Annotated in this window: 13 protein-coding genes and 1 tRNA gene; 1 reads left to right on the plus strand and 13 read right to left on the minus strand. The window is 65.9% G+C overall.

Annotated features, from left to right (window positions below; translation table 11 throughout):
• Positions 1–98: 98 nt before the first annotated feature.
• The 11 genes from CBY09_RS00410 to CBY09_RS00460 form a co-directional block, all read right to left on the minus strand.
• Positions 99–1,331, minus strand: a complete 1,233-nt coding sequence (locus CBY09_RS00410) for a multidrug effflux MFS transporter (protein ID WP_094285404.1) — start codon at positions 1,329–1,331, stop codon at positions 99–101.
• A 120-nt stretch (positions 1,332–1,451) separates the two neighbouring features.
• Positions 1,452–3,032, minus strand: a complete 1,581-nt coding sequence (bcsG, locus tag CBY09_RS00415; protein WP_094285405.1) for a cellulose biosynthesis protein BcsG — start codon at positions 3,030–3,032, stop codon at positions 1,452–1,454.
• Complete coding sequence (gene bcsA / locus CBY09_RS00420) at positions 3,029–5,467, minus strand: UDP-forming cellulose synthase catalytic subunit (RefSeq protein WP_420807432.1); 2,439 nt, start codon at positions 5,465–5,467, stop codon at positions 3,029–3,031. The genes bcsG and bcsA overlap by 4 nt, the downstream gene beginning before the upstream one ends.
• Before the next feature lie 89 nt (positions 5,468–5,556).
• Positions 5,557–6,345: a cellulose biosynthesis protein BcsQ gene (gene bcsQ, locus CBY09_RS00425; RefSeq protein ID WP_094285407.1), complete on the minus strand. Its 789-nt coding sequence runs from the start codon at positions 6,343–6,345 to the stop codon at positions 5,557–5,559.
• Positions 6,346–6,370: 25 nt separating this feature from the next.
• Positions 6,371–6,550, minus strand: a complete 180-nt coding sequence (locus tag CBY09_RS00430; protein WP_094285408.1) for a hypothetical protein — start codon at positions 6,548–6,550, stop codon at positions 6,371–6,373.
• Positions 6,547–8,235, minus strand: a complete 1,689-nt coding sequence (gene bcsE / locus CBY09_RS00435) for a cellulose biosynthesis protein BcsE (RefSeq protein ID WP_094285409.1) — start codon at positions 8,233–8,235, stop codon at positions 6,547–6,549. Before bcsE ends, CBY09_RS00430 begins: the two co-directional genes overlap by 4 nt.
• 118 nt (positions 8,236–8,353) lie before the next feature.
• Positions 8,354–12,274 carry a cellulose synthase subunit BcsC-related outer membrane protein gene (locus tag CBY09_RS00440; RefSeq protein ID WP_133066215.1) on the minus strand — a complete coding sequence of 1,307 codons (3,921 nt, stop codon included), beginning with the start codon at positions 12,272–12,274 and terminating at the stop codon, positions 8,354–8,356.
• Positions 12,271–13,428, minus strand: coding sequence for a cellulose synthase complex periplasmic endoglucanase BcsZ (gene bcsZ, locus CBY09_RS00445; protein ID WP_094285411.1), 1,158 nt, complete (start codon positions 13,426–13,428; stop codon positions 12,271–12,273). The genes CBY09_RS00440 and bcsZ overlap by 4 nt, the downstream gene beginning before the upstream one ends.
• Entirely contained in the window at positions 13,421–15,811 is a 2,391-nt protein-coding gene (gene bcsB / locus CBY09_RS00450) for a cellulose biosynthesis cyclic di-GMP-binding regulatory protein BcsB (RefSeq protein WP_240515522.1), read from the minus strand. The genes bcsZ and bcsB overlap by 8 nt, the downstream gene beginning before the upstream one ends.
• Before the next feature lie 469 nt (positions 15,812–16,280).
• A tRNA-Lys gene (locus tag CBY09_RS00455) sits at positions 16,281–16,356 on the minus strand.
• 87 nt (positions 16,357–16,443) lie between these two features.
• Positions 16,444–17,373 (minus strand): NAD(P)-dependent oxidoreductase, encoded by a 930-nt coding sequence (locus CBY09_RS00460; protein WP_276208238.1) that lies wholly within the window; start codon positions 17,371–17,373, stop codon positions 16,444–16,446.
• A gap of 99 nt (positions 17,374–17,472) precedes the next feature.
• On the opposite strand from CBY09_RS00460, the gene CBY09_RS00465 reads away from it, so the two are divergent.
• On the plus strand, positions 17,473–18,354 hold the full coding sequence (locus tag CBY09_RS00465; protein ID WP_094285412.1) for an alpha/beta hydrolase: 882 nt from the start codon (positions 17,473–17,475) through the stop codon (positions 18,352–18,354).
• Positions 18,355–18,404: 50 nt separating this feature from the next.
• On the opposite strand, the gene CBY09_RS00470 is transcribed toward CBY09_RS00465, so the two are convergent.
• A complete protein-coding gene (locus tag CBY09_RS00470; RefSeq protein WP_094285413.1) occupies positions 18,405–19,382 on the minus strand; it encodes a GMP reductase in 978 nt (325 codons plus the stop codon).
• 243 nt (positions 19,383–19,625) lie between these two features.
• Positions 19,626–20,333: a hypothetical protein gene (locus CBY09_RS00475; protein WP_205734070.1), complete on the minus strand. Its 708-nt coding sequence runs from the start codon at positions 20,331–20,333 to the stop codon at positions 19,626–19,628.
• Between the last annotated feature and the right edge of the window lie 26 nt (positions 20,334–20,359).

Raw genomic sequence — 20,359 nt, forward strand, 5'->3', positions numbered from 1 at the left:
GATGCATGCCCGGTGACCACCTTGCACTGACAGTTGGCCATGGTCCTGCAGGGTAGTGCGGCCCCAGGAGCGATCCTGGGTGAACCCGGGGTGGATGCTCAGAGCTGAACGGGTGTGCGTCCGATGTCGGGCCAGCGGTTGTGTAGATAGATCCAGGCCGCCAGGCCTATGCCCATCATCAGCAGCGAGGCCAGTGCCAGCAGCACCGTGGAGTGCATGACCAGGGGGGCAATCAGACCGGCCACCAGGCCATTGGCGCTGGAGCCCACAAAGGCTTGCATCGACGAGGCCATGCCCCGGCGCTCCGGGTGCAGGTCCAGCACCAGCAGCGTGACCACCGGCACCATCAGTGCCCAGCCGAACGAGAAGATGGCAATGGGCAGCAGGGCCCACCAGGCGTGTGGCGGAAACAGCAGGTTGGCCGCGAGGTTGAGCACCGCCACCGTGCACATGATGAGAAACCCATGGCGTATCTGCCGCTTGGGTGGGATGCGCCCGGCCAGGCGCCCGCTAAGCCAGGCGCCGCCCATGATGCCCGAAATGGTCAGGATGAAGAACCAGAAGAACTGCGTGGGCGCCAGCGACAAATGTTCGCCCAGGAAAGCCGGTGCAGAGAGTACGTAGAGGAACATGCCGTTGAATGGCACGCCACTGGCCAGGGCAAGCAACACAAACCGCGCACTGGACCCGAGCTGCACATAGCCGCGCATCAGGTGGCGCACGTTGAAGGGCTGTCGGTGCTCGTGGTGCAAGGTCTCGGGCAGCAGGCGGTAGTTGGCGGTCCACAGCGCCACACCCACCAGGGTCAGAAACCAGAAGATGCTGTGCCAGCCCAGGTGTACGAACAACCAGCCCCCCACGATGGGTGCAATCGCCGGGGCCACACCAAAGTAGATGGTGACCTGGCTCATCACCTTCTGTGCCTGGGCGGGCGGGAACATGTCGCGGATCACTGCGCGCGAGACCACGATGCCCGCGCCCGTGGACAGGCCCTGCAGTGCCCGGAAGAACACCAATTGCCCGATGGTCTGCGACAACGCACAGCCCGCCGAGGCCAGTGTGAAGACTGCGATGCCCCAGAGAATCACCGGCCTGCGGCCAAAGCTGTCGGCCAGCGCACCATGGAACAGGCTCATGAACGCGAAGCCGAACAGGTAGGCGGACAGCGTCTGTTGCATCTGTACCGGCGTGGCACCCAGTGCCGTGGCAATGCCCGAGAACGCGGGGATGTAGGTGTCGATGGAGAACGGCCCCAGCATCCCTAGCACCGCCTGCAACACCGCCAAGGCCCAGCGGGGCGCTTTCCAGAGCAGGTGGGCTTGTGGGTTCATGCGAAGAGGGGAAGGGGTTGATGGACGCACGCCGCAGGCGGGCGAGGGCCCGGTGCGCGGGCGCAGCGGCCGATTATGCGGGACACAGCCTCCGGGCGCGGCCTGGGCCAATGCCGTGGATCAATAGCTGTAGGGAATCCACTCTCCGTTGCCCGACTTCATCAGATACTTGCCGGCCGCGTTGCGCATCACGATCACGTCGGCGTTTTCCGAGACGAAGGGGGTGGTCTCCGGTGCCTGCAGGCGATCGGTCAGCGGACGGGCGGAGTCGGCATAGGGACTGTCGCTCAGCAGGTCGCCAAGCAAGGTGAACAGGCCCAGGTAGCTCATCGGCTGGTTCACCACCACCGGCGCTGAGGACTCGGCCGCAGGGTCTTTTTTCTTCATGCCCACGAGCTTTACGCCAGCAGGCACCAGTGTGATGCGTGGGCCTGGAATCTCGCGCATGCCCGAAATCTGTATCTTGTCGCCGCGCAGCGATGCGCCGTGTTCAGGCACGAGCACTACCACCACCGGTTTACCCGCCGTTTCCAATTCCGTAATGAATTTGTCGAAATCAGCCATCAGCTGCACCAGGCGAGGCTTGTAGGTGTCCAGGCTGCTGCGGGAGGTCATGCCGGGCACGCGGTTGCCGTCGTGCAGTGAGATGCTGTTGTAGTACAGCGCCACGGGGGCGGCACCCCGCTCGCTGCTGCGCTTCTTCCACCACTGCGACAGCAGCGCGTGGTCGTTGTAGATCGGCGAGCCATCGAAGTTCTGCATGTGTACTGGCGCACTCTGGTTGGGCTGCAGCTTGCCCGCCAAACCGCCGCGCTGCTCCAGCGCATGGGCGTACTCTTCGTATACGCCGTCGTGGTTGAGCAGAGCCGCTGTCTGGTAGCCCACCTTCTCCAGGTTGGGAAACACGTAACACTGTGGATCGATGCCCTCGTACAGCTTGTTGTGGGGCGTTTGCCCGCACGAGCCGTGCAGCACGCGCAGCGAAGCCGGCCCGCTATAGCTGGCGGCGCTGTTGAAGTTGGTGAACAGCACGTCAAAGCGTTGGAGCAGCGGGTGGTTGCGCTGGCCCACAAACTCCATGTCGTCCCAGGACAGTGAGCATACGTGCAGCAGAATGATGTCGAACGGGGGCGGTCCGCCTGCGGTGCTGAACTGCATCCGTTTCTGGCTTTCGCTGGCATAGAACTTTTGCAGGAGGGCGTCGGGGTCTGCCGCGTCGGCGCCCGCCACGGAGGAGCCATCGCCAGTGTTGGCCTGGGCATTTCCGGCATCGGTGATCTGAGCCTCCCGCTCCTGGAGGGCTGCCACCACTGGCACGCTCAAGATGCCAACAAGGGCCAAGGTGGCAAAGCGCACGCGTCGCGCCAAGGCCGCATAGAGAAAGACACCGGCCACAGCCATCGCCACAGCGGTGGGGTTGACCAGCCGCCCGGCCAACTCCATCCAGTAGTCGGCGCTGAAACCCGCGAGAGCCTTGAGCTGGGACAACACGCGACCCAGGGTGGGTAGGTAGGAGTCGTAGTACAGCAGGGCAATCGCCGCTGGCCAGGCCAGCACGGCGCGGGTGCGTCTCAGCAGCCGGTGGCCGATGGGGGGCAGCAGCGCCAGCCACAGAAGCAGGTTCAGCCACCAGCTGAAACCGATGTAGCCCGTGAAGTACAGGCCGACTTTGACCAGGAAGTACAGGTTCCAGTAGCTCATGCGCCCAGTCCCTGTTGTCTGCGTTGTCTCCCGGTGGGCCAGCGGGTGTGGGCAGCGTCGAGCAGCGATTCCCAGAACTTGCGGTAGCCGAGCACGCCGAGCTGGGCGATCTCCTGCAGGCCATGCAAGGGGCGGTCGATGTCATGGCTGTCGTTCCATTGCCGCCAGGTGTCGGGGCGGGCAAAGGTGCATTGCACCAGGTCGATCTGTTGTTCGCGGGTCATGGGGTCGAATTGCAGGCCCGTGGCGCCCTGGCCCCGGTGCAGCATGATGGTGGCGGGGAAGGTGCATTCGGAATGGCCGCGCCACAGGCCCACCTGTACCTTTTCCCCCACTGCTGGTCGGATGCCTTCGGGCAGCTCCAGGCCCACTCCTGTCATGGAGAAGTCGATGCAGACGGCCTGGAGCACCGTACCGTCGTCCTGGTACAGCGTGGCCTGCAGCCGGGTTGCCACACGGTGCATGCGGCGCACCTGGCGCGCCTCGGAGGCCACGCCCAGCGCTGCCCCCAGCATGAGGATGCTGTAGACGGTCCACAGCAGGTTCAGCAGCACGGTGGCCGTTTCTTCCGTGTTCCAGAAGAACAGGCGCATGATCCCCATGCCAAAGGCTGCGAAGTTCAGCAGCACCAGCACGGTGTAGGGGCGCGAGATGGCCCAGTCGAAGTAGGGCTCATCCACCAGTCCGCCCTTGGCTGTCACGTTGAACTTGCCCAGGCGCGGGTTGATCAGCGCCACCGTGGTGGGCAGCGCCACGTACCAGGCCAGCACGGTCTCATAGACCTCGGCCCAGAATGTGTGCCGGTGCTCGCCTTGCACGTGTGCGTTGGCGATGTTGGATTGCAGGATGTAGGGCAGCACGTACAGCGCGATCATGATCGCGCCCGCGTTGATGATGTGCCACTCGAAGAACAGGAAGGCCATGGGCGCCGTGAGGAACACCAACCGCGGCAGTCCGAAGAAGAAGTGCACCATGGCATTGGCATAACAAATGCGCTGCCACAGCGTGAGGCCCTTGCCGAGGAATGGGTTGTCTACGCGGAAGATCTGTGCCATGCCGCGCGCCCAACGGATGCGCTGCCCCACATGGGCCGACAGGCTCTCGGTGGCGAGGCCCGCGGCCTGGGTTTCGTTGATGTAGGCCGTGGTGTAGCCGCGCCGGTGCAGCTTGAGGGCCGTGTGTGCGTCCTCGGTCACGGTTTCCACGGCGATGCCACCCACCTCCAGCAGCGGGCCACGGCGGATCACGGCGCAGGAGCCGCAGAAGAAGGTGGCGTTCCAGAAATCGTTGCCATCCTGGATCAGCCCGTAGAACAGTGCGCCCTCGTTGGGCACGCGGCGGAAGGTGCCCAGGTTGCGTTCAAACGGGTCGGGCGAGAAGAAGTGATGCGGCGTCTGCAGCATGGCGCACTTCGGGTCGCGCTGGAACCAGCCCACGGCCGTGGTCAGGAATGAGCGTGTGGGGATGTGGTCGCAATCGAAAATGGCGATCAGCTCGCCGTCGGTTTTGCCCAGCGCGTGGTTCAGGTTGCCAGCCTTGGCGTGGTTGTTGTCGGGGCGCACGATGTAACCCACGCCCATGGACTCAGCGAACTCGCGGAATTCCTCGCGCCGACCATCGTCCAGGATGAAGACCTTCACCTTGTCCTTGGGCCAGTCCAGTGCCATGGACGCCAGCACGGTGGTCCGCACCACGCTCAGGGGTTCGTTGTAGGTGGGAATGTAGACATCGACGGTAGGCCAGGAGGCAGGCTGGCCCTGCAGGTCGGCCGGGCGGCGGTGCAGGGGCCAGGCGGTCTGGATGAATCCGAGCACCACCACCAGCCACGTGTAGGCTTCGGCGGCCAGCAGGCCGTAGCCCAGGAAGGATTCAATGGCCGATTCGAACTCGATGGACGAGGTCACCCGCCACCAGGCATAGCGCCCCATGGCCAGCAGGCTGATGGCCGCCAGTGCCAGCGAGGGGTAGCGCCCTGGCAGGCGGCGCAGCACCAGCGACAGGCCCCAGCAAAGCAGCATGAACAGTGTCTGCCCGAGCCAGTTGAAGGGGGTCGTCATGACGACCAGCCCGGCCAGAAGGCCCACGGCCAGCACCACCCACCGGAGCCCGGGAATTTCCATGAGGGGAGACAGCACCTGGTCGGCCAGGCGCATGCCCTTCTCCACGCTGACATGGGTGGCCAACCGGTCCATGGCGCGCAGGAAGAGGCGTATGGGCCAGAACACCCCGTTCAGAAGCAGGGCCAGGCCTTTCCAGCCCCAGCGCAGCACAAACACCAGTCCTGCGAGCAGCCAGCGCCCCGGCTGAAGGAGCCAAGGCAGCAGTGCACGCTCGGGCGTGGCGGGCAGCACGACGCAGCGCCACAGCCACATCCACCATGGTGCACCGGGTGCCACTTCCAACTGCCGCGCAAGCCAGCGTATCCAGAGGCTCATGTGGTCTGGCTCGGAGCCCTCGTTCGCAGGCGCTTGAGGGGGGTACGGCGCGTTTGCGCGGGGTGCCACGCCCGTATCGTGCAGATAGGTCATGGCAGGGCGGCGCCGGACACCAGCATGGACGCGGGGGCTGCACGCTGGCCCACCAGCCAGTTGCACACACCCTGCAGGTCGTGGGCGGACTGTGCCTGGGGCGCCAGGCTGCCCACACACATGGCGCGGGCCAGTGCGCGCGCGATGTTCTCATCTTCGTGCAAGGTATAGGGGATGAGGCGCTCTCCCCATTGTTCGCGCAGGGTCTGCAAGGCCTCGCGGTGGGAGACCCGGCGCGGATCGAAACGCGTGACAAGCACACCCTGCTCACTGGGGGCTGCTGCAGCGCTGCGCAGCAGGGTCTGCACACTGCTCAGGGCCGCGCAGGCGCGGGCAGAGGCTTCCAGTGCCACCAGCACGGTGTCGGCGCAGTGCAGTGCGGATTGGGCCCAGGGTGAGGGCCACAAGGGGGTGTCCAGCAGCACGGTGCAATCAGAGGGGATGTCCAGCAGTTCGATCTGGTCCTGCAGCCAGCGCGGCTGCGCCTGCAGCAGCTGGTGCAGGGTGCTGATGGTTTCCAGGGAAGCCGCTCCAAAAGGCAGGACTCGCACGCCATCCGAGTTGTCAAATCCGTTTTCAGCCCACCATTGCCCGTCGGCCGCCGCGCGGGCCCAGCCAGTGGTGCTGGCCTCGTGCATGCCCAGGTGCCGCCCCAGCAGGTTCTGGGCGCACAGCTCCACCGCCAGGCTGCGCTGGCCCTGGCGCGCCAGGAGCGTGGCCAGATGGGCAGTCAGGGTGGTTCGCCCCACTCCTCCGAGTGGCGATACAACGGCAATCACACGCATGCAAAGTCTCTGTTCATTCGTTCATTCAAGGTGCGGAAGGTGGCGTTGGCGCACCGGCCGCATCCGTCTGCGGTAGTTCGGGCCGGTAGGGCCTCACGCAGCGCAGTGGCTGGCGTGCCCGTTGCGCACGGCGCAGCAGCAACCAGCATGGCCAGGCCAGCAGGGCTCCCAGCAGCATGTAGAGCAGCAGCATCAACAGCGTCATGCCAAGGATCTCCCGGCAGGGTGCGGCACGGCGCGCCGTGCAATGGGGCAGCGCTGCACGCTGGGGCCTGTCGCGACATGCACGGCGCCGGTGTCCGCAGGCAATGCGGGCAATGCAGGCCGTGTGGACGAGGGAAGAGGGGGCATGAAAGCTGGCGCAGCAGTGGTGACTGCCGGCGCCGCTGGTGTGTGGCCGAGCAGCGCACTGTAGTCGGGCAAGCCCTTGCGCGAGGCCTCTTGAAGGTGGCCGGTCATGGCTCGGATGCCTGTGTCCGAGCAGTCGGTGGCTTCGGATGAGAACAACTGGGTTAAGGGCAGAGCAAAAAGGCGGTGCAGCGCCAGACCCACATCGGGTTCACGGCAGGCGAACAGGAAGACGTACACCGATTCATGGTCGGCGGTGAAGAGGTCGCCGTCGCGTGCGGTGTGGCAGGCGCGCAGCGCATCCAGGTGCGGGATCTGCGCCAGCACGTTCAGTCGCACCAGGCTGTGCGACAGGCCAATCGCATGTGTGCGGTCCAGCATGCTGCGCACCAGTGCACAGAACTGCGCCGGCGGCTGGTAGCCCCGCTCGCGTGCAGGCATGAAGCTGCCCAGCGCCTGCTCGTAGTCCGGGTGCACCTTGCGGGTGTGGCTTTGGGCGTTGATGTCCTGCAGCAGCTGCAGGAGCCGCGAAAACCCCACCTCCTTGTAGACCACGGCACTGGCGCCCAGTTGCAGCAGGGCCTGCTCGCTGTGTGTGCGCAGCTTTCCCAGGTTTTCCCGCACCACGATCTTGAGCGTGAGCGGGCGCGACAGGCGCAGCTGATGCACCAGGCGTGCACGGGATTCGAAGTCTGACGCCTGGCCCGCATCCAGGAGCACGGTGGCAGCCACACTGGCGGCGGCCGCTATCTCCAGGTCGGCGAGGCCCTCGACGATGCGCCAGTGGCCGGGCACGCCACGCTGGCCTTCGATGGAAGCGCGCGTGGCGATGACCTCGGACTGGTCCGCCGCTTCGACCAGTTCGCGCGCGGCCCCCCGCGTGCGCGTGCCGTCGGCAGCCAGGCGGCCCGTTGTGTCGTCGCGCAGCAGCCCGAACGCCGTCTGGAAGAGCGCGCCGCCATCGGTATTCCAGCGCTCCAGGCCCAGGCTCCAGCGGTCCGCATCGGTGCACAAGGTGGCAATGTGCATGGACATCTGGCACAGATTGCGCAAGGCGGGCAGAAGCACTTCAGGCTCCAGCGGCGGGAAGAACCCCAGCACCACAGGGCGTGCGCGCTCGCGGCACAGGGCGCTGAGCTGGCGGCTTACCCGGGCCAGCTCCGCCACGCTGAGGCCTGCCAGCAGGCCCTGGGCGTCACAGACAAACAGCGCATGTGCATCGCTCAGGCCCGTGCGCTCCAGTTCCTGCATCAAGGAGAGAAGCCCATGTCGCCGCAGCTCGGCCTGCAGGCCAGGCGAGAGCACCCACAGCTGCAAGCCGCCGGCGCGGTAGGCGGCCTGCAGGGCTGGGCGCCGCAGCAGCCCGTCCACCCATGACGTGTCGGATGCGACCAGGCCCACGGAGCCTGCTGCGAGGGCGTCCTCCAGCAGTGCGGGGAACCACAGCGCAGCACTGGGCGCATCGGCTGCGACCAGGGAGACAGGGACATGCGCAGGCAACTGGCCCACGCCATCGGGCAGACCTTGGATACCGATGTGCATGGGGGTTGCGCCACCGTCAGGCCCACGGCCAGGGGAAAGGCGCAGGCGCCGGAGCCAGGTGCGCGCCCGCCCTGGAGGCAGAAGGCTTTTGCGCGGGGGAGAAGAGGCGGTGGACATCTCAGAAACTCGAATAGGGCTGGACGGGGCGCGGGCGGTTTTCCAGCGGCGCCAGCACCGGGTCAAAGCGATAACGGCCGTACACCATGAGGTTGGTGGGGGCGTAGTAGGCGGAGCGGTCCAGCTCCAGCTGGGCACCGAGCGAAAGATTGCGTGTGACCTGGTACTCCAGCACGCCCCGGAACGACCGGCCAACCCCCGAGCCTGAACTGCCTGGGTACACCGGGACATTGCCGCTTTCCGCCAGGCGCGCACGCGCCAGCGCCTGCAGTAGCGCGCTCTGCGGGAAGTAATCGCTGTCGGCGCTGCTGCTGCGCGATACCGATACCGAACCCCGCGCCAGCCAGGTGAGGGCCCCGTGGCGACCGCTCCATTCCACAGGCAGTGCAAGGGAAGCGTAGCTGCGTGGACTGTAGTAGCCACCGTGGCCAAAGCTGTACTCCGACAAGTCTTTGCTGTAGTGCCAGGCGGAAAACGCCACGCCCATGTTGACCACGCTGTGGCTGCTGCGCCAGACGTCGCGGTCCACAGCCACGCGCAGTTGGGCGCGGGTGTTGTTTTCCACGTTCTTGCCGGTCAGGGCTGCGAGATTCAGGCTCACCGAGCCGCTGTAGGGGCCGAAGTCGGTGGACAGGCGCGCCGCAGCGCCGGTGGCCACCACGCCACCCCAGGTCTCGCCGGAGACGGGATCGCGGGCACCAGCATAGGACAGCAGGCTGCCTGTGATGGGGCGACGGAAAGCTTCGAGCTTGTAGCCGTAGCGGCCCAGGGTGCCGGTTTTGGCCAGCCCCCCCACCACGTTGGTCACCGGGAAGCCCACGCCGCTGGCTCCAATGTCCCATTGGATGTCGTCGCCCACAAAACCGAAGCCCAGGTTGGTGCCTGCGCCACGCTGGCGGCGGGAGGTCAGGGGCGAGCCTGGGGGCAGGGCGGCCATCTGGCCAAAGTCCAGCAGGTCCGAGCCATCGGCAGGCAAGTCCCCTGCGTTGAGCTTGACCCGGTCCACATGCAGAAAATAGTGCCCGTCGTAGCCGCGTGGCATCCAGGCGACGAGGGGGCGCTCCCAGCCGCGCAGGCTGGAGATTCCCTCGGTGGAATTCTTGCGCAGCCTGGTGTGCGCGGCCTCGATCCAGACCTGTCGCCGGGCTTCGATGGCGTCGATCTCGCCCTGGATCTTGGCCACCACGATCGGATCCACGGGCAAAGACAGCGCGTAGCTCTTTTGCAGCGCCAGCGGGGGCTCTGCATCCATCGCCTCGGTCGGGATCGGTTCAGCTGTCGCTGCGGCGCCGCCACGCGTCTCCAGCATCAGGGCGCTGCGGAAAAACACCAGCGCCTGCGCATAGTTGCGGTTGGCGCGCTCCAGCCGCGCGGCGTGCAGCAGGACGTCGCTGTCCTGGGGGAAAGCCTGCAGCAATCGCGTGGAAAGGGCCCGGGCTTCCTCCATGCGGCCGGCGCGTTGCCAGATGCGCAGCAGCGCCAACTGCTGTCCGGCGTCGTTCGGGGGCAGATGGTCTTGCAGCCACAGGGCGTGTTCGGTGGCGCCCCTTGCATCGCCCAGCCGCGATAGCGCATCCGCCAGGGCCATGCGCAGGTCCAGGCCGTCGGGCTGCGCTTTGACCAGTGGTGCAAGCAGCTGGGCTGCGTCGGCATACTCGCCTGCCGCCATCAACAGGCGGGCCTGCGTTTGCGCACGCTGTTGGACCGCTTCGGGAGAAGCTGCCGGGGCTGGCAGCTGCAGTGGCTGGCGTGCCATGCGCACGGCTTCGGTCAGGTTACCGGCCTGGCGCTGCTGTTCGATGAGCCGCTCGCGGTGGGCGGTGTAGAGGGCTACGAGGCGCGCTTCTTGCTCGACGCTCCAGCCCGGTGATTGCAACAGGCGAGGCAGGTGTTCGGCCAGTGCGGCATCGTCCTGTGCGCGGTTGAGCAACTGGGCATGGTCGAGCTGCGTCTGTGGCTCCATGCGGGGCGTGCGCGCCGCCAACCGGTTGAACACTGCCACGCCTTGCAGGGGCTGTGCCCGGCGGAACCAGGCATTGGCCACGGCGTAGAGCAACTCGGCATCGTTGCCTGCGGTCTGCTCGGCCCGGGCAAGCAGTGCATGCGCTTCGGCGGGCTGGCGGCTGGCGGCTGCCTGCGCCACCAGCGCATTGACGGTGGAGCGTTGGCTCAGAGCCTGCATCGATTCGGTGCGCTCGCCGGATGGAATCTGCGCCAGATCGGCCAGCGCCCCCTGGTCGTCATCCACCGCAGAGCGGATCAGCGCCCGCGCGTACAGCATGGCGCTGCTGGCCACTCCCGGTGGGTTGGCTGTGGCGCGTGCCATGCCTTCGTCCATGACATTGAGTGCTTCCTTGGGCAGGTTCAGCCGCAGGTACAACCGTGCCAGGCGATGTCGCACCCAGGCGTCGCCCGGCGCCAGCACCACGGCAGATTCAAGGGCGCGCAATGCGGCACTGAGGCGCTGCGCCTGCAGGTGCTCTTCGGCCTGGGCGACCAAGATGTCGGCCTGCGTGCCTGCGAGCTTTGCGCCCAGGACAGCGTCGCGGGTGGCGGCTTCGGCCAGCAAGGCCAGCGCCTTGTCTGAGCGCTGTGTGCGGGCATACAACCCGGCCAGCCCCTTGACGGCAGCGCTGCTGTTGGCCTCATGCCGCAGCGCGTCCAGATACAGGTTTTCGGCCAGCGCGTGGTCTCCCTGCAGGTCGCGGATGCTGGCCAGTGTGGTCAGCGCCTCTGTGTTGCCGGGTTGCAGGGCCAGCGCCCGCTCGGCCAGGCTAGCGGCCGTAGACAGTTCGTTCTTCTCGATGGCCCGGTCTGCCTGTCGCAGAAAGCCCCAGAACCGGGCCGTCTCCTGCAGTTCTTTCCATTTGCCCTGGCGGGTCAGCGCATAGGCCTGGCCAAACAGCTCCTGGGCCTGGGCGTGTTCACCCTGGCGCAGACGGATGAGCCCGAGGTTGCCCAGGCTGTCACCGTCGCTGGGGCGCAAGGCCAGTGCAGCCTGGAGCTGTTCTTCGGCCAGTTCGGTGTTGCCCTGGTCCAGGGCTGCCCGTGCGGCATTGCGCGCCAGGTTGGCGGGGTCGCGGGCTGCCCGTGCGGCGCGCTCCACGGCCTGTTGCATGGCGGCCAGGCGATCTTCCATGGCCTGGTCGCCGGGGTAGCGCTGCAGAAAGGCACGCACGCGGGGCAGGTTGGCGGAGGTGTTGGCCAGCCGGTCCATGGCACGGCGCCACAGGTCCTGCAATTGTTGGGCGTTGACATCGGGTTGCTTGGCCAGCGATTCGATTTCCTGCACCACGGTAGTGGGGTTCTCGCCCTGGTACATGCGCATTTCGAGCTGCGCCAGGCGATAGCGCGATTCACCGGTCTCCTGGTACAGCTTGCCCAGCTGGCGCAGGGAGTCGGCATTGCGCTTGGTGCTGGAGCCGAGGATCTGGTGGTATTCCAGCGCCAGTCCACCCAAGGTAGGGGGGCCTTGCGGGAACAGCTCGCGCGCCAGGTCGGCGGCCTCGGCCTTGCGGCCTGCACGCGCCATGAGCCGCATTTGCGAGAGTTTTTCACGTTCGCTGCCATAGACCCGCACCAGGGTCTCCAGCTCCTGAGTCACCGCGTGGCCAGGGTGGCGGCTGCGCAGGGTGTCGAGGATGCGCTTGGCTTCATCCATTTTTTTCTCGCGCAGCGCCAGGTCGCCGAGCGTGCCCAGTCCCTGCGGCGAATAGGGGTCCATGGCCAGGACCTTGTCCACCAGCTGGCGCGCCATGTCAGGGCGGTTCTTGGAGGCCCACATGCGGGCACCGCTGAGCAGCTCGGCCTCGACGGCCGACGGCGTGCTGGCGTGCACGCCCTGGACTGGGGGCAGGCAGGCTGCGGCCAGCAGGGTGATGGAAGGCAGCCAATGGCGGGGGCGGCGGGGGGCTCGGGTCACGGTTTCCACCGCGCCAGGAGCTGGCCCGTTGCTGTGAAGCGGTACTGCCCCTCGAATGCACCCTGGCCAAACAGGGCCAGCACCTGCTCATAGTAGGCCTTGGGCCGCAGGGGGCGTGCCTCCAGGCGCATGCGCTGCGACTGCAGTGCCTTGTCGTCCCCCATGGCACGCAGAAAGGGCAGTATCGCGGCCGAAAAGCCCGAGGGCGCAGGGCCCGAGGCCTGCCCAGTCAGGATGTCGATGGATTCGGGCGGATAGCCCTGCTCGCGCACATAGCGGGCCATGGGCGCCAGGGTGTCGAGCAGCGCTTTGCGCCCGGGCGCGTCGGCATGCATCACACCGGCCCACAGGTAGACACGGATGGCGTTGTAGGTGCCCTGGCCTTTTTCCTTGCCTTCTGTATCGACCAGAAAGCCCTGTTTGGCGTCGTACACCGTCCAGTCGGGGGTAAAGCCCTTAGGCGATGCGCCACGGATGACTTTGAGCGAGCTGTCCACCAGCTTTTTCCATTGCGGGTCGTAGTCACTGGCGGCCAGCCAGTGCATCAGGTGCATGGGCATGTAGCTGGGGTTCAGGCGCCAGCGGCCGTTGGGCTGCACGAACCCCTTGGGCGCGGGCAGCAGTGTGGGGCCCAGGCCCGGGATGTCGGCGGTTTCCTCCCGCAGCACACGTGCGGCCAGCAGGGCCGAAAGGGCGCGGTAGCTGCGCTCGTTCCACAGCCGGCCGGCCTCGCCCAGCGCATAGGCAATCCACAGGTCGGCATCCGATGCGGCGTTGCTGTCGATCACACCCCATGTGCCGTCGGGGCGGCGGCCCCAGAGCCATGCAGGCAGGCGCGCGGTCATGTCGCCTTCGCAGAGGTTGTTCTCGGTCCAGCGCAACAGCTTTTCGAACATGGGCCGATCGTTTGCCACCAGTGCAAAGAAAAGTGCGTAGGACTGGCCTTCGGAATAGGTCTGGCCACCCCCATCATCGTCAGAGACCACACGGCCACCTTCGTTGATGAATTGGGCTTTGAAAGCGTCCCAGGCGGGCCAGGCGGTGCGGCCCCCGCCCGCTGCGGTTGACTGGGCCTGGGCCCCCGGGAAGCAGGCCAGCAGGGCGGCACTGGCGCAGGTCTGCAAGGCGGCGCGGCGATGAACGGGCTTAGTCATGGTGTGCAGCCAGTCGGCGCCGCGCCATGCTGCGCAGCGCTGCGTAGACGATGAAAGTCAGCAGCAGGCCAGTGCCAATGCCCACGAGGGCCAGCAGCAGCGGATGGCTGTGCATGTGGAACCACAGGCGCTGCCACCAGGGCAGGTCACCTACGTAGTACACCGGCTTGATGCGGAAGCTTTCGATGGCGTCGCCGCGCATCAGTCCCAGGTCGCCACGCAGGCTCTTGATTTTGCCCGCGTCGTTCAGGCCCTGGCTCAGCAGGGACATGGCATCCTTGTCGGTGGCGGTGAGGGCCACCACGCTGCGCCCGCTGCTCAGGGGCGATTCGAAGCCCGTCACGGCTGCCAGCGGGCCTTTGCCCTGCAACACGGCCTGGCCCCCCGAGGCCGACAGGCGCTGGTGGGGCTCCAGGTTGAAAAGATCGAAGAAAGAACCCATCGCGCGCTCCAGCGGTTGCACCGAACGTGCGCCCGCTGCCAGCAGGGCTGGCAGGTGGCTCTTCCATTTTTCAAGCAGGCCGTCGCTGTCACCCTGGGAAATGACCAGGATGTCTGTGTCGGCCGCCTTGTCGGCCTCGGCCGCGCTGATCAGCCTGAAGCGCGTACCGGGATAGCCGGTGGACGCGCTCATGCGGCCCACGGCCGTGAGAAACACTTCCACGTCGGATGGCGTCGGCCGGTTCGGCAGGATGATGGACGTCTGCGCCAGATCGGGCACCCGCGTGAACGGGAAACCGCTGTTGGCATAGGCCGCCAGATTGGGCATGGCCAGGTAGTGGCGGAAAGCCGTGAGGTCGATGGTGGAATGCGGGTCGATGGCTGCGAACAACTCGGTGGGCGGTGCCGAGCGACAGCGGCCAAGATCGTTGGGAGGGATCTGGAAGGCAAACTGCAGCTGGTTGTCGCCACCGATCATGAAGGCCGGGATCTTCAGGTCCGAACGGGTCTGGGCACTGCCATCGTCGAACAGCGGCAGCATGATGGTGCTCTTGCCACTGGTGCGGTCTTCGCGCGACTGCAGCGGGTAGGACTGGATGAACTGGTTGTTGATCGAGATATTGAGCGCCCCATGGTCCGAGACACTGTTGGGCGTGTAGCGGTAGGTCAGGTCCAGCGGCACACCCTTGGCGTTCCAGGTGAACAGGTCAGGCGCCATGCGGGTGTAGACGTTCACCGTGTCGTTGAGCACCGCGCCGCGCAGCTGAAGCTCCGAAGCGCTGGACACCAGTTCTGCCAGCTTCACAGGCCGTTGGGTCGTGATCCACCGGGGTGCGTCGTACGGCTTGGCCAGGGCCGGGTACTCCAGCGACTTGACGGTGATGCTCTGCCCCGAGAGCGCGGCCTTGCCCAGGGCCAGCGCGTCGGCCGCCATCTGCAGCTGCGCATCGTCCTTGCCCAGCACCAGCAGCAGCTTGGCGCCGGGCATGTCGGGGTGTGGCACGACGGACAGCGTGGGTTCTTCCACCGCTGGAAGGGTCTGCAGGAAGGCGGGGCGGTTGTTGTTGGTGGCCAGCACCACGGCGTGCTGGCGGGGCAGCTGGTTTTCAAACACCGGAAACTGGTTGCCACGGTAGCCTGCCAGCATGCCGATCCAGCTTGCGACGGAGCCCGACGCCTTGAGTGTGCCCATGCTGGGCTTGTCGCCGTACACAAAAGGCAGGTTGACGGGCCGGTTGTCACGTGGGTCGAAGAACGGTGCGGGCAGCAGGGCCAGATCGTCGCGCAGCGGGATCTGGCGCAGCGAGAGTTCGAGCTGGCTTTCGTTGCTGATGGTGGCCCACAAGCTCGAATGGTTGGGCGTTTCGCATTCCATCGTGTAGTGGCCGATGAACTGGAAGCGGAAACGGTTGTAGTCGGTGAAGTAGCGTGGGTCGATGTTGAGTTCGACGGTCTGTGGTGTGCCCAGACGCTCTTTGTCGAGGACAAGGGTTTGCAGCGTTTCGTCGTTGAGCATCACCTTGAGGTGCGACAGCACCGGGATCAAGGCCGGCGACAGCGTGAAGGTCAGGCGCAGCCGGGCCGATTCCACCGCTTCGTCGCGCCGCACGCCCACGCCCACGCTGGCCTCGCTCTCCACGCCGCGCAGGGCGATGGGGCGCGCCACGCCAAGATCCTTGAGGCTGACCCTCCACTGCCGGGAGGGCAGTGGCGAGGGCGTTGCCACTGTTGCATGGGCTGCACTGGCTCCTGTGTCTGCGGGTGCCACCTTGCTGCGCACCACATCGCGTTCTGCCCTGGCCTGGTTGCGATCCTTGGCCCCGGCGTCACGCGATTTGGAGGACTGTGCATTGGCAACAGGGTGGGGCAGCGAGATCAGGCCGACGGCGATGAGTGCGAGCAGGATGGAGGGCGCGCCGGTTTTTTGGGGGCTGGATGTCACGGTGTTCTGGGTGTCTCGTTCCGGGTGAGGATGGCGTCGTGGGCTTACTTCACCGGTGTGTCATGTGTTTGACAAAGTGTAGCCACGCGTTTCGTCCGCAAATGGTCGGGAGACATTTGTTTGCAATCGCCGCCAGGCCTGGTGGGAGCGTTCCTGCCATGGGTACGAGGCGGGTGTGCGTTTGGATTCATGGGTCAAAAAATGGCCGCCAGAACCACGCGCCATCACACTGCCTCAGCCTTTGGCGGTGGCAATGTGGATCGTGGGATGGTGGCCGTCTGGGGAGATGCATTCGTTGCCGCCTGAGGAGGGCGGACACCAAGGCCGTGTGGCCCGGAGGTCAGAGCCTGCACCAGCAGGCTTCCGGGCGGTGCGCGCGTACTGGCTGCAAGAGTGGGGCAGTTGTTCTGAAAACAAAAAAGCCTGCTACTTATAGGTAGCAGGCTTTTTGTGCCTTGCGGCTTCGATTTGGTGGGTCCTGAGTGACTCGAACACTCGACCTACGGATTAAGAGTCCGCTGCTCTACCAACTGAGCTAAGAACCCAAATCTTTTTAAAATCTGTCTGCGTTGCTGCAGAGCCTCGAATTATGCACTAATTTTTTGGTTGTTAGCAAGTCGGGCCAAAAAACTTCACTGCATCGCGTTGCGGCTGGCCAGTTCCACAAAGAGGCCGCTGTGGTCCAGATCGCCCAGGCCATGCTCGACACCGTCGGCATACAGGGCCTCGAACAGTGCGGTGATGGGGGCATCGAAGCCTGTCTCACGGGCAGTGGCCATGGCGTTGCGCATGTCCTTGAGCTGCACGGCCATGCGGCCCCGGGGGGCGAAGTCGCGCTCCACCATGCGCTGGCCGTGCAACTGCAGGATGCGGCTGTCGGCAAAGCCGCCACTGATGGCCTCGCGGACCTTGGCCATATCGGCCCCACCCTTGGCCGCAAACAGCAGCGCCTCGGCCACGGCGCCAATCGTGATGCCCACGATCATCTGGTTGGCCAGTTTGGCGAGCTGTCCCGCACCATGGGGCCCCACATGGGTGGCGCGGCCCAGGGGGGTAAACACGGGCAGTGCGCGCTGAAAATCTTCGGGGCGGCCGCCGACCATGATGGCCAGGGTGCCCGCTTCGGCACCCACGGTGCCGCCGGAGACTGGCGCGTCCAGGTGCGCCACGCCCAGCTCGCCCAGGCGCGCGGCATGGTCACGCGCTTCGCTGGGCTGGATGGAGGCCATGTCGATGAACAGGCTGCCTTTGCGCATGGCCCGGGCGGCGCCTTGGTCAAACAGTACATGGCCGACCACGGGGCCGTTTTCGAGCAGGCTGATCACGATGTCGGCGTCCTGCACGGCTTCTGCGGGCGTATTGTTCACGGTGACACCATACAGGGCCAGCGGCTCTGCCTTCGCACGGGTGCGGTTCCAGGCCCGCACCGGGTGGCCCGCTTCGCTCAGGCGGCGGGCCATGGGCAGGCCCATCATGCCAATGCCGAGAACGGCGATGCGCAGGGGTGTAGTGGTCATGGCGTACTTCTTTTTGCTGAGATGAAAGGCTGTCTCTGCTGCCATCATGTGCCTTTTTGGTGCACCAGCCTGTCACGGAGCTTGCAGCTTGGAGCGAATGGAAAGATGATGCCCGAAGCTGTTTTGCCCAAGGAGACATCGCCCATGAGCTTGCCCCTGAACGACCCGGCCTGGCTGGAGCGCATGTACAACAACCGCGCGCTGGTTCCCGACCACATGGACTACCTGCAGCGCTGGGCCCGGGATTCCGCGCAGGTGCGTGCCCAGGTGCCCTGTGTGCTGGATGTGGCGTATGGCACGGGCGTCGGTGAAACCCTGGATGTTTTCCCCTCCACGCGCCCCGCCGGCGCCCCGGTGCCGGTGCTGGTGTTCATCCACGGCGGTTACTGGCGGGCCCTCGACAAATCCGACCATTCCTTCATCGCACCCCCGTTCAACCAGGCGGGCTTCTGTGTGGTGGTGGTGAACTACGCGCTGTGCCCGGGCACGCCCGAGGCGCCGGTCACGATTCCGCACATCGTGCGGCAGATGGAAAAAGCGGTTGCCTGGGTGGCGCGCAACATCGAGGCCCATGGCGGGGATGCGCGGCGCATCACCGTGGCCGGGCATTCGGCGGGCGGGCATCTGGCGGCCATGTTGCTGACGAGTGTGTGGCCGCTGATCGGTGCGGGCCTGCCGGATGGGCTGGTGCGCAACGCGCTGTCGATCTCGGGGCTGCACGACCTGGAGCCTTTGATGCACACCCCTTTTCTGCAAGAGGCGCTGCACCTGACCGACCAGCATGTGCTGCAGGACAGCCCCGCGCGCCTGCTGGCGCCCGAGCATGGCATTCTTTACTGCGTGGCGGGCGGGGATGAGAGCGAAGAATTCCACCGCCAGAATGGCCTGGTGCAGCAGGCCTGGGGTGTTCACTCGGTACCGCGCTGCCAGGTGCTGCCGGGGCTGAACCATTTCAGCATCCTCGACACCCTGGCCCAGCCCGGCAAGGACCTGCACCACATGGCGCAGAACCTGCTGCGGATGTAGCTTGCCGCGAGGCCGTGGCATGGTGCACGGCGCCCGGCAGGGCGCGGGTTTTACATCAGCAGGTGTTCGCCTGCGTTGTCGCCGCCCAGGATCACATAGTTCACCTTGCGGATGTCCATCAGCTTCTTGCCCCCGGCATAGCTGATGGAGCTTTGCACGTCCTGCTCCATCTCGATGAGCGTGTTGGCGAGCTGGCCCTTGATGGGCTCCAGGATGCGCTTGCCTTCGACATGCTTGTATTCGCCCTTGTTGAAGTCGCTGGCCGAGCCGTAGTACTCCTTGAACAGCGCGCCGTCCACTTCCACCGTCTTGCCGGGCGATTCCTCATGGCCTGCAAACAGCGAGCCGATCATCACCATGCTGGCACCAAAGCGAATGCTCTTGGCGATGTCGCCGTGGCTGCGGATGCCGCCGTCGGCAATGATGGGCTTGGTGGCCACACGCGCGCACCACTTCAGGGCCGACAGCTGCCAGCCGCCCGTGCCAAAACCGGTCTTGAGCTTGGTGATGCACACCTTGCCCGGGCCCACGCCCACCTTGGTGGCATCGGCGCCCCAGTTTTCCAGGTCGATCACGGCCTCGGGGGTGGCCACATTGCCCGCAATCACAAAGGACTTGGGCAGCTTGTCCTTCAGGTAGCCGATCATGTTCTTCACGCTGTCGGCATGGCCGTGGGCGATGTCGATGGTGATGTACTCGGGCGTGAGACCCAGGGCCACCAGCTGGTCCACGGTGTCGTAGTCGGGCTGCTTCACGCCCAGCGAAATGGATGCGTAGCAGCCCTGTGCGTGCATGTCCTTCACGAACTGGACGTTGTCCAGGTCAAAGCGGTGCATCACGTAGAAGTAGCCGTTCTTCGCCATCCAGGTGCAGATTTTTTCGTCCACCACCGTTTTCATGTTGGACGGCACCACGGGCAGGCGGAACGAGCGCCCGCCCAGCTCCACGCTGGCATCGCATTCCGAGCGGCTTTCCACCCGGCACTTGCGCGGCAGCAAAAGGATGTTGTCGTAGTCGAAGATTTCCATGAGATTCCAAGCTCCTTTGAAAGGCGCTGCCAAACCATTTCAGCAGCGTGGGGCGCTTGGCTTGGGACCGGCTTGGTTTGTGGGCGGGGCCGTGGTGGCCGCTCCGAACCCCGCAATGCGCGGGCACAAAAAACCGGGCGACAAGAAACTTGGGCCCGGTGATTGATTCTACCCGCCTGTGCGGCAGACCCTATAACACTGATGGTATGAGCGGTATCACGGGCACCGCCGATGCGGCCGGTGTCACTGGCAGCGGGACTGCGCAGCGGCCACCACGCGGCCCTGGGCGTCCTGCACCCAGCCCACCAGGCGCAGGCGCTCTGGCTTCGCCCCCTCGGGGATGCGCACCGGGCGCATCTCCTGCTGCTTGAATTGCTCTGTTTTTGATAGCTTTTTGCCTTTATCCCATGCGCCGAGAAGCATGTTTCTGACCACGTTTCTGGGCACTGCAGTGCCATCGGTTCCGGCAGGCACGGATTCGACCAGCGCCAGGTGAAAACGCCAGGGGCCGTGCTGGCGCGCGGCGCGGGCCGGCGTGAAGGTGATGGCGGCGCCCATGTAGTCGTTGAACGGCGGGCCCTGCGCCACGCGCAGTTGCGCAGGGGCTGCTGATTCAAGGGCTGCGATGTGCACGTCGGTGCGTGCAGGCACGGGGCGGGCCAGCGTGTCCAGGCGCGCCAGGGCATCGCCGTTGGCGGCGGCTGACAGGGGCGCGTCGTCGCCCAGGGCGCCGGGCACGATCCAGTCCAGCACCACGGCCTGGCCTCGGGCGGACGGGGCAGGGGTGGCCGGGTCGGTCCAGCAGGCCTCGCAGTCGGCGTTGATGAAGCGCTCGAACACCGCCACGGGCTGGGGCGCGCCGTCGCTGCTGCAACTGGCCTGGGCCCAGGCGCCGGGAGCGTAAGAAAGTGCCAGCAGCAGGCCGGCCAGGGTAGGAGCAATGTTTTTCATGGGGGGGACGGGGCAGGGGCGGGGGC

The sequence above is a fragment of the Acidovorax kalamii genome (assembly GCF_002245625.1).
Taxonomy (GTDB): Bacteria; Pseudomonadota; Gammaproteobacteria; order Burkholderiales; family Burkholderiaceae_C; genus Acidovorax; species Acidovorax kalamii.

Bases quoted from the DNA above. Each gene is read 5' to 3' on its own strand.
- bcsE (WP_094285409.1), bottom strand. From the start codon at position 8,235: ATGCACATCGGTATCCAAGGTCTGCCCGATGGCGTGGGCCAGTTGCCT.
- CBY09_RS00460 (WP_276208238.1), bottom strand. From the start codon at position 17,373: ATGGCAGCAGAGACAGCCTTTCATCTCAGCAAAAAGAAGTACGCCATG.
- bcsG (WP_094285405.1), bottom strand. From the start codon at position 3,032: ATGAGCTACTGGAACCTGTACTTCCTGGTCAAAGTCGGCCTGTACTTC.
- CBY09_RS00410 (WP_094285404.1), bottom strand. From the start codon at position 1,331: ATGAACCCACAAGCCCACCTGCTCTGGAAAGCGCCCCGCTGGGCCTTG.
- CBY09_RS00475 (WP_205734070.1), bottom strand. From the start codon at position 20,333: ATGAAAAACATTGCTCCTACCCTGGCCGGCCTGCTGCTGGCACTTTCT.
- bcsZ (WP_094285411.1), bottom strand. From the start codon at position 13,428: ATGACTAAGCCCGTTCATCGCCGCGCCGCCTTGCAGACCTGCGCCAGT.
- CBY09_RS00465 (WP_094285412.1), top strand. From the start codon at position 17,473: ATGAGCTTGCCCCTGAACGACCCGGCCTGGCTGGAGCGCATGTACAAC.
- CBY09_RS00430 (WP_094285408.1), bottom strand. From the start codon at position 6,550: ATGACGCTGTTGATGCTGCTGCTCTACATGCTGCTGGGAGCCCTGCTG.
- bcsA (WP_420807432.1), bottom strand. From the start codon at position 5,467: ATGAGCCTCTGGATACGCTGGCTTGCGCGGCAGTTGGAAGTGGCACCC.
- bcsQ (WP_094285407.1), bottom strand. From the start codon at position 6,345: ATGCGTGTGATTGCCGTTGTATCGCCACTCGGAGGAGTGGGGCGAACC.
- CBY09_RS00470 (WP_094285413.1), bottom strand. From the start codon at position 19,382: ATGGAAATCTTCGACTACGACAACATCCTTTTGCTGCCGCGCAAGTGC.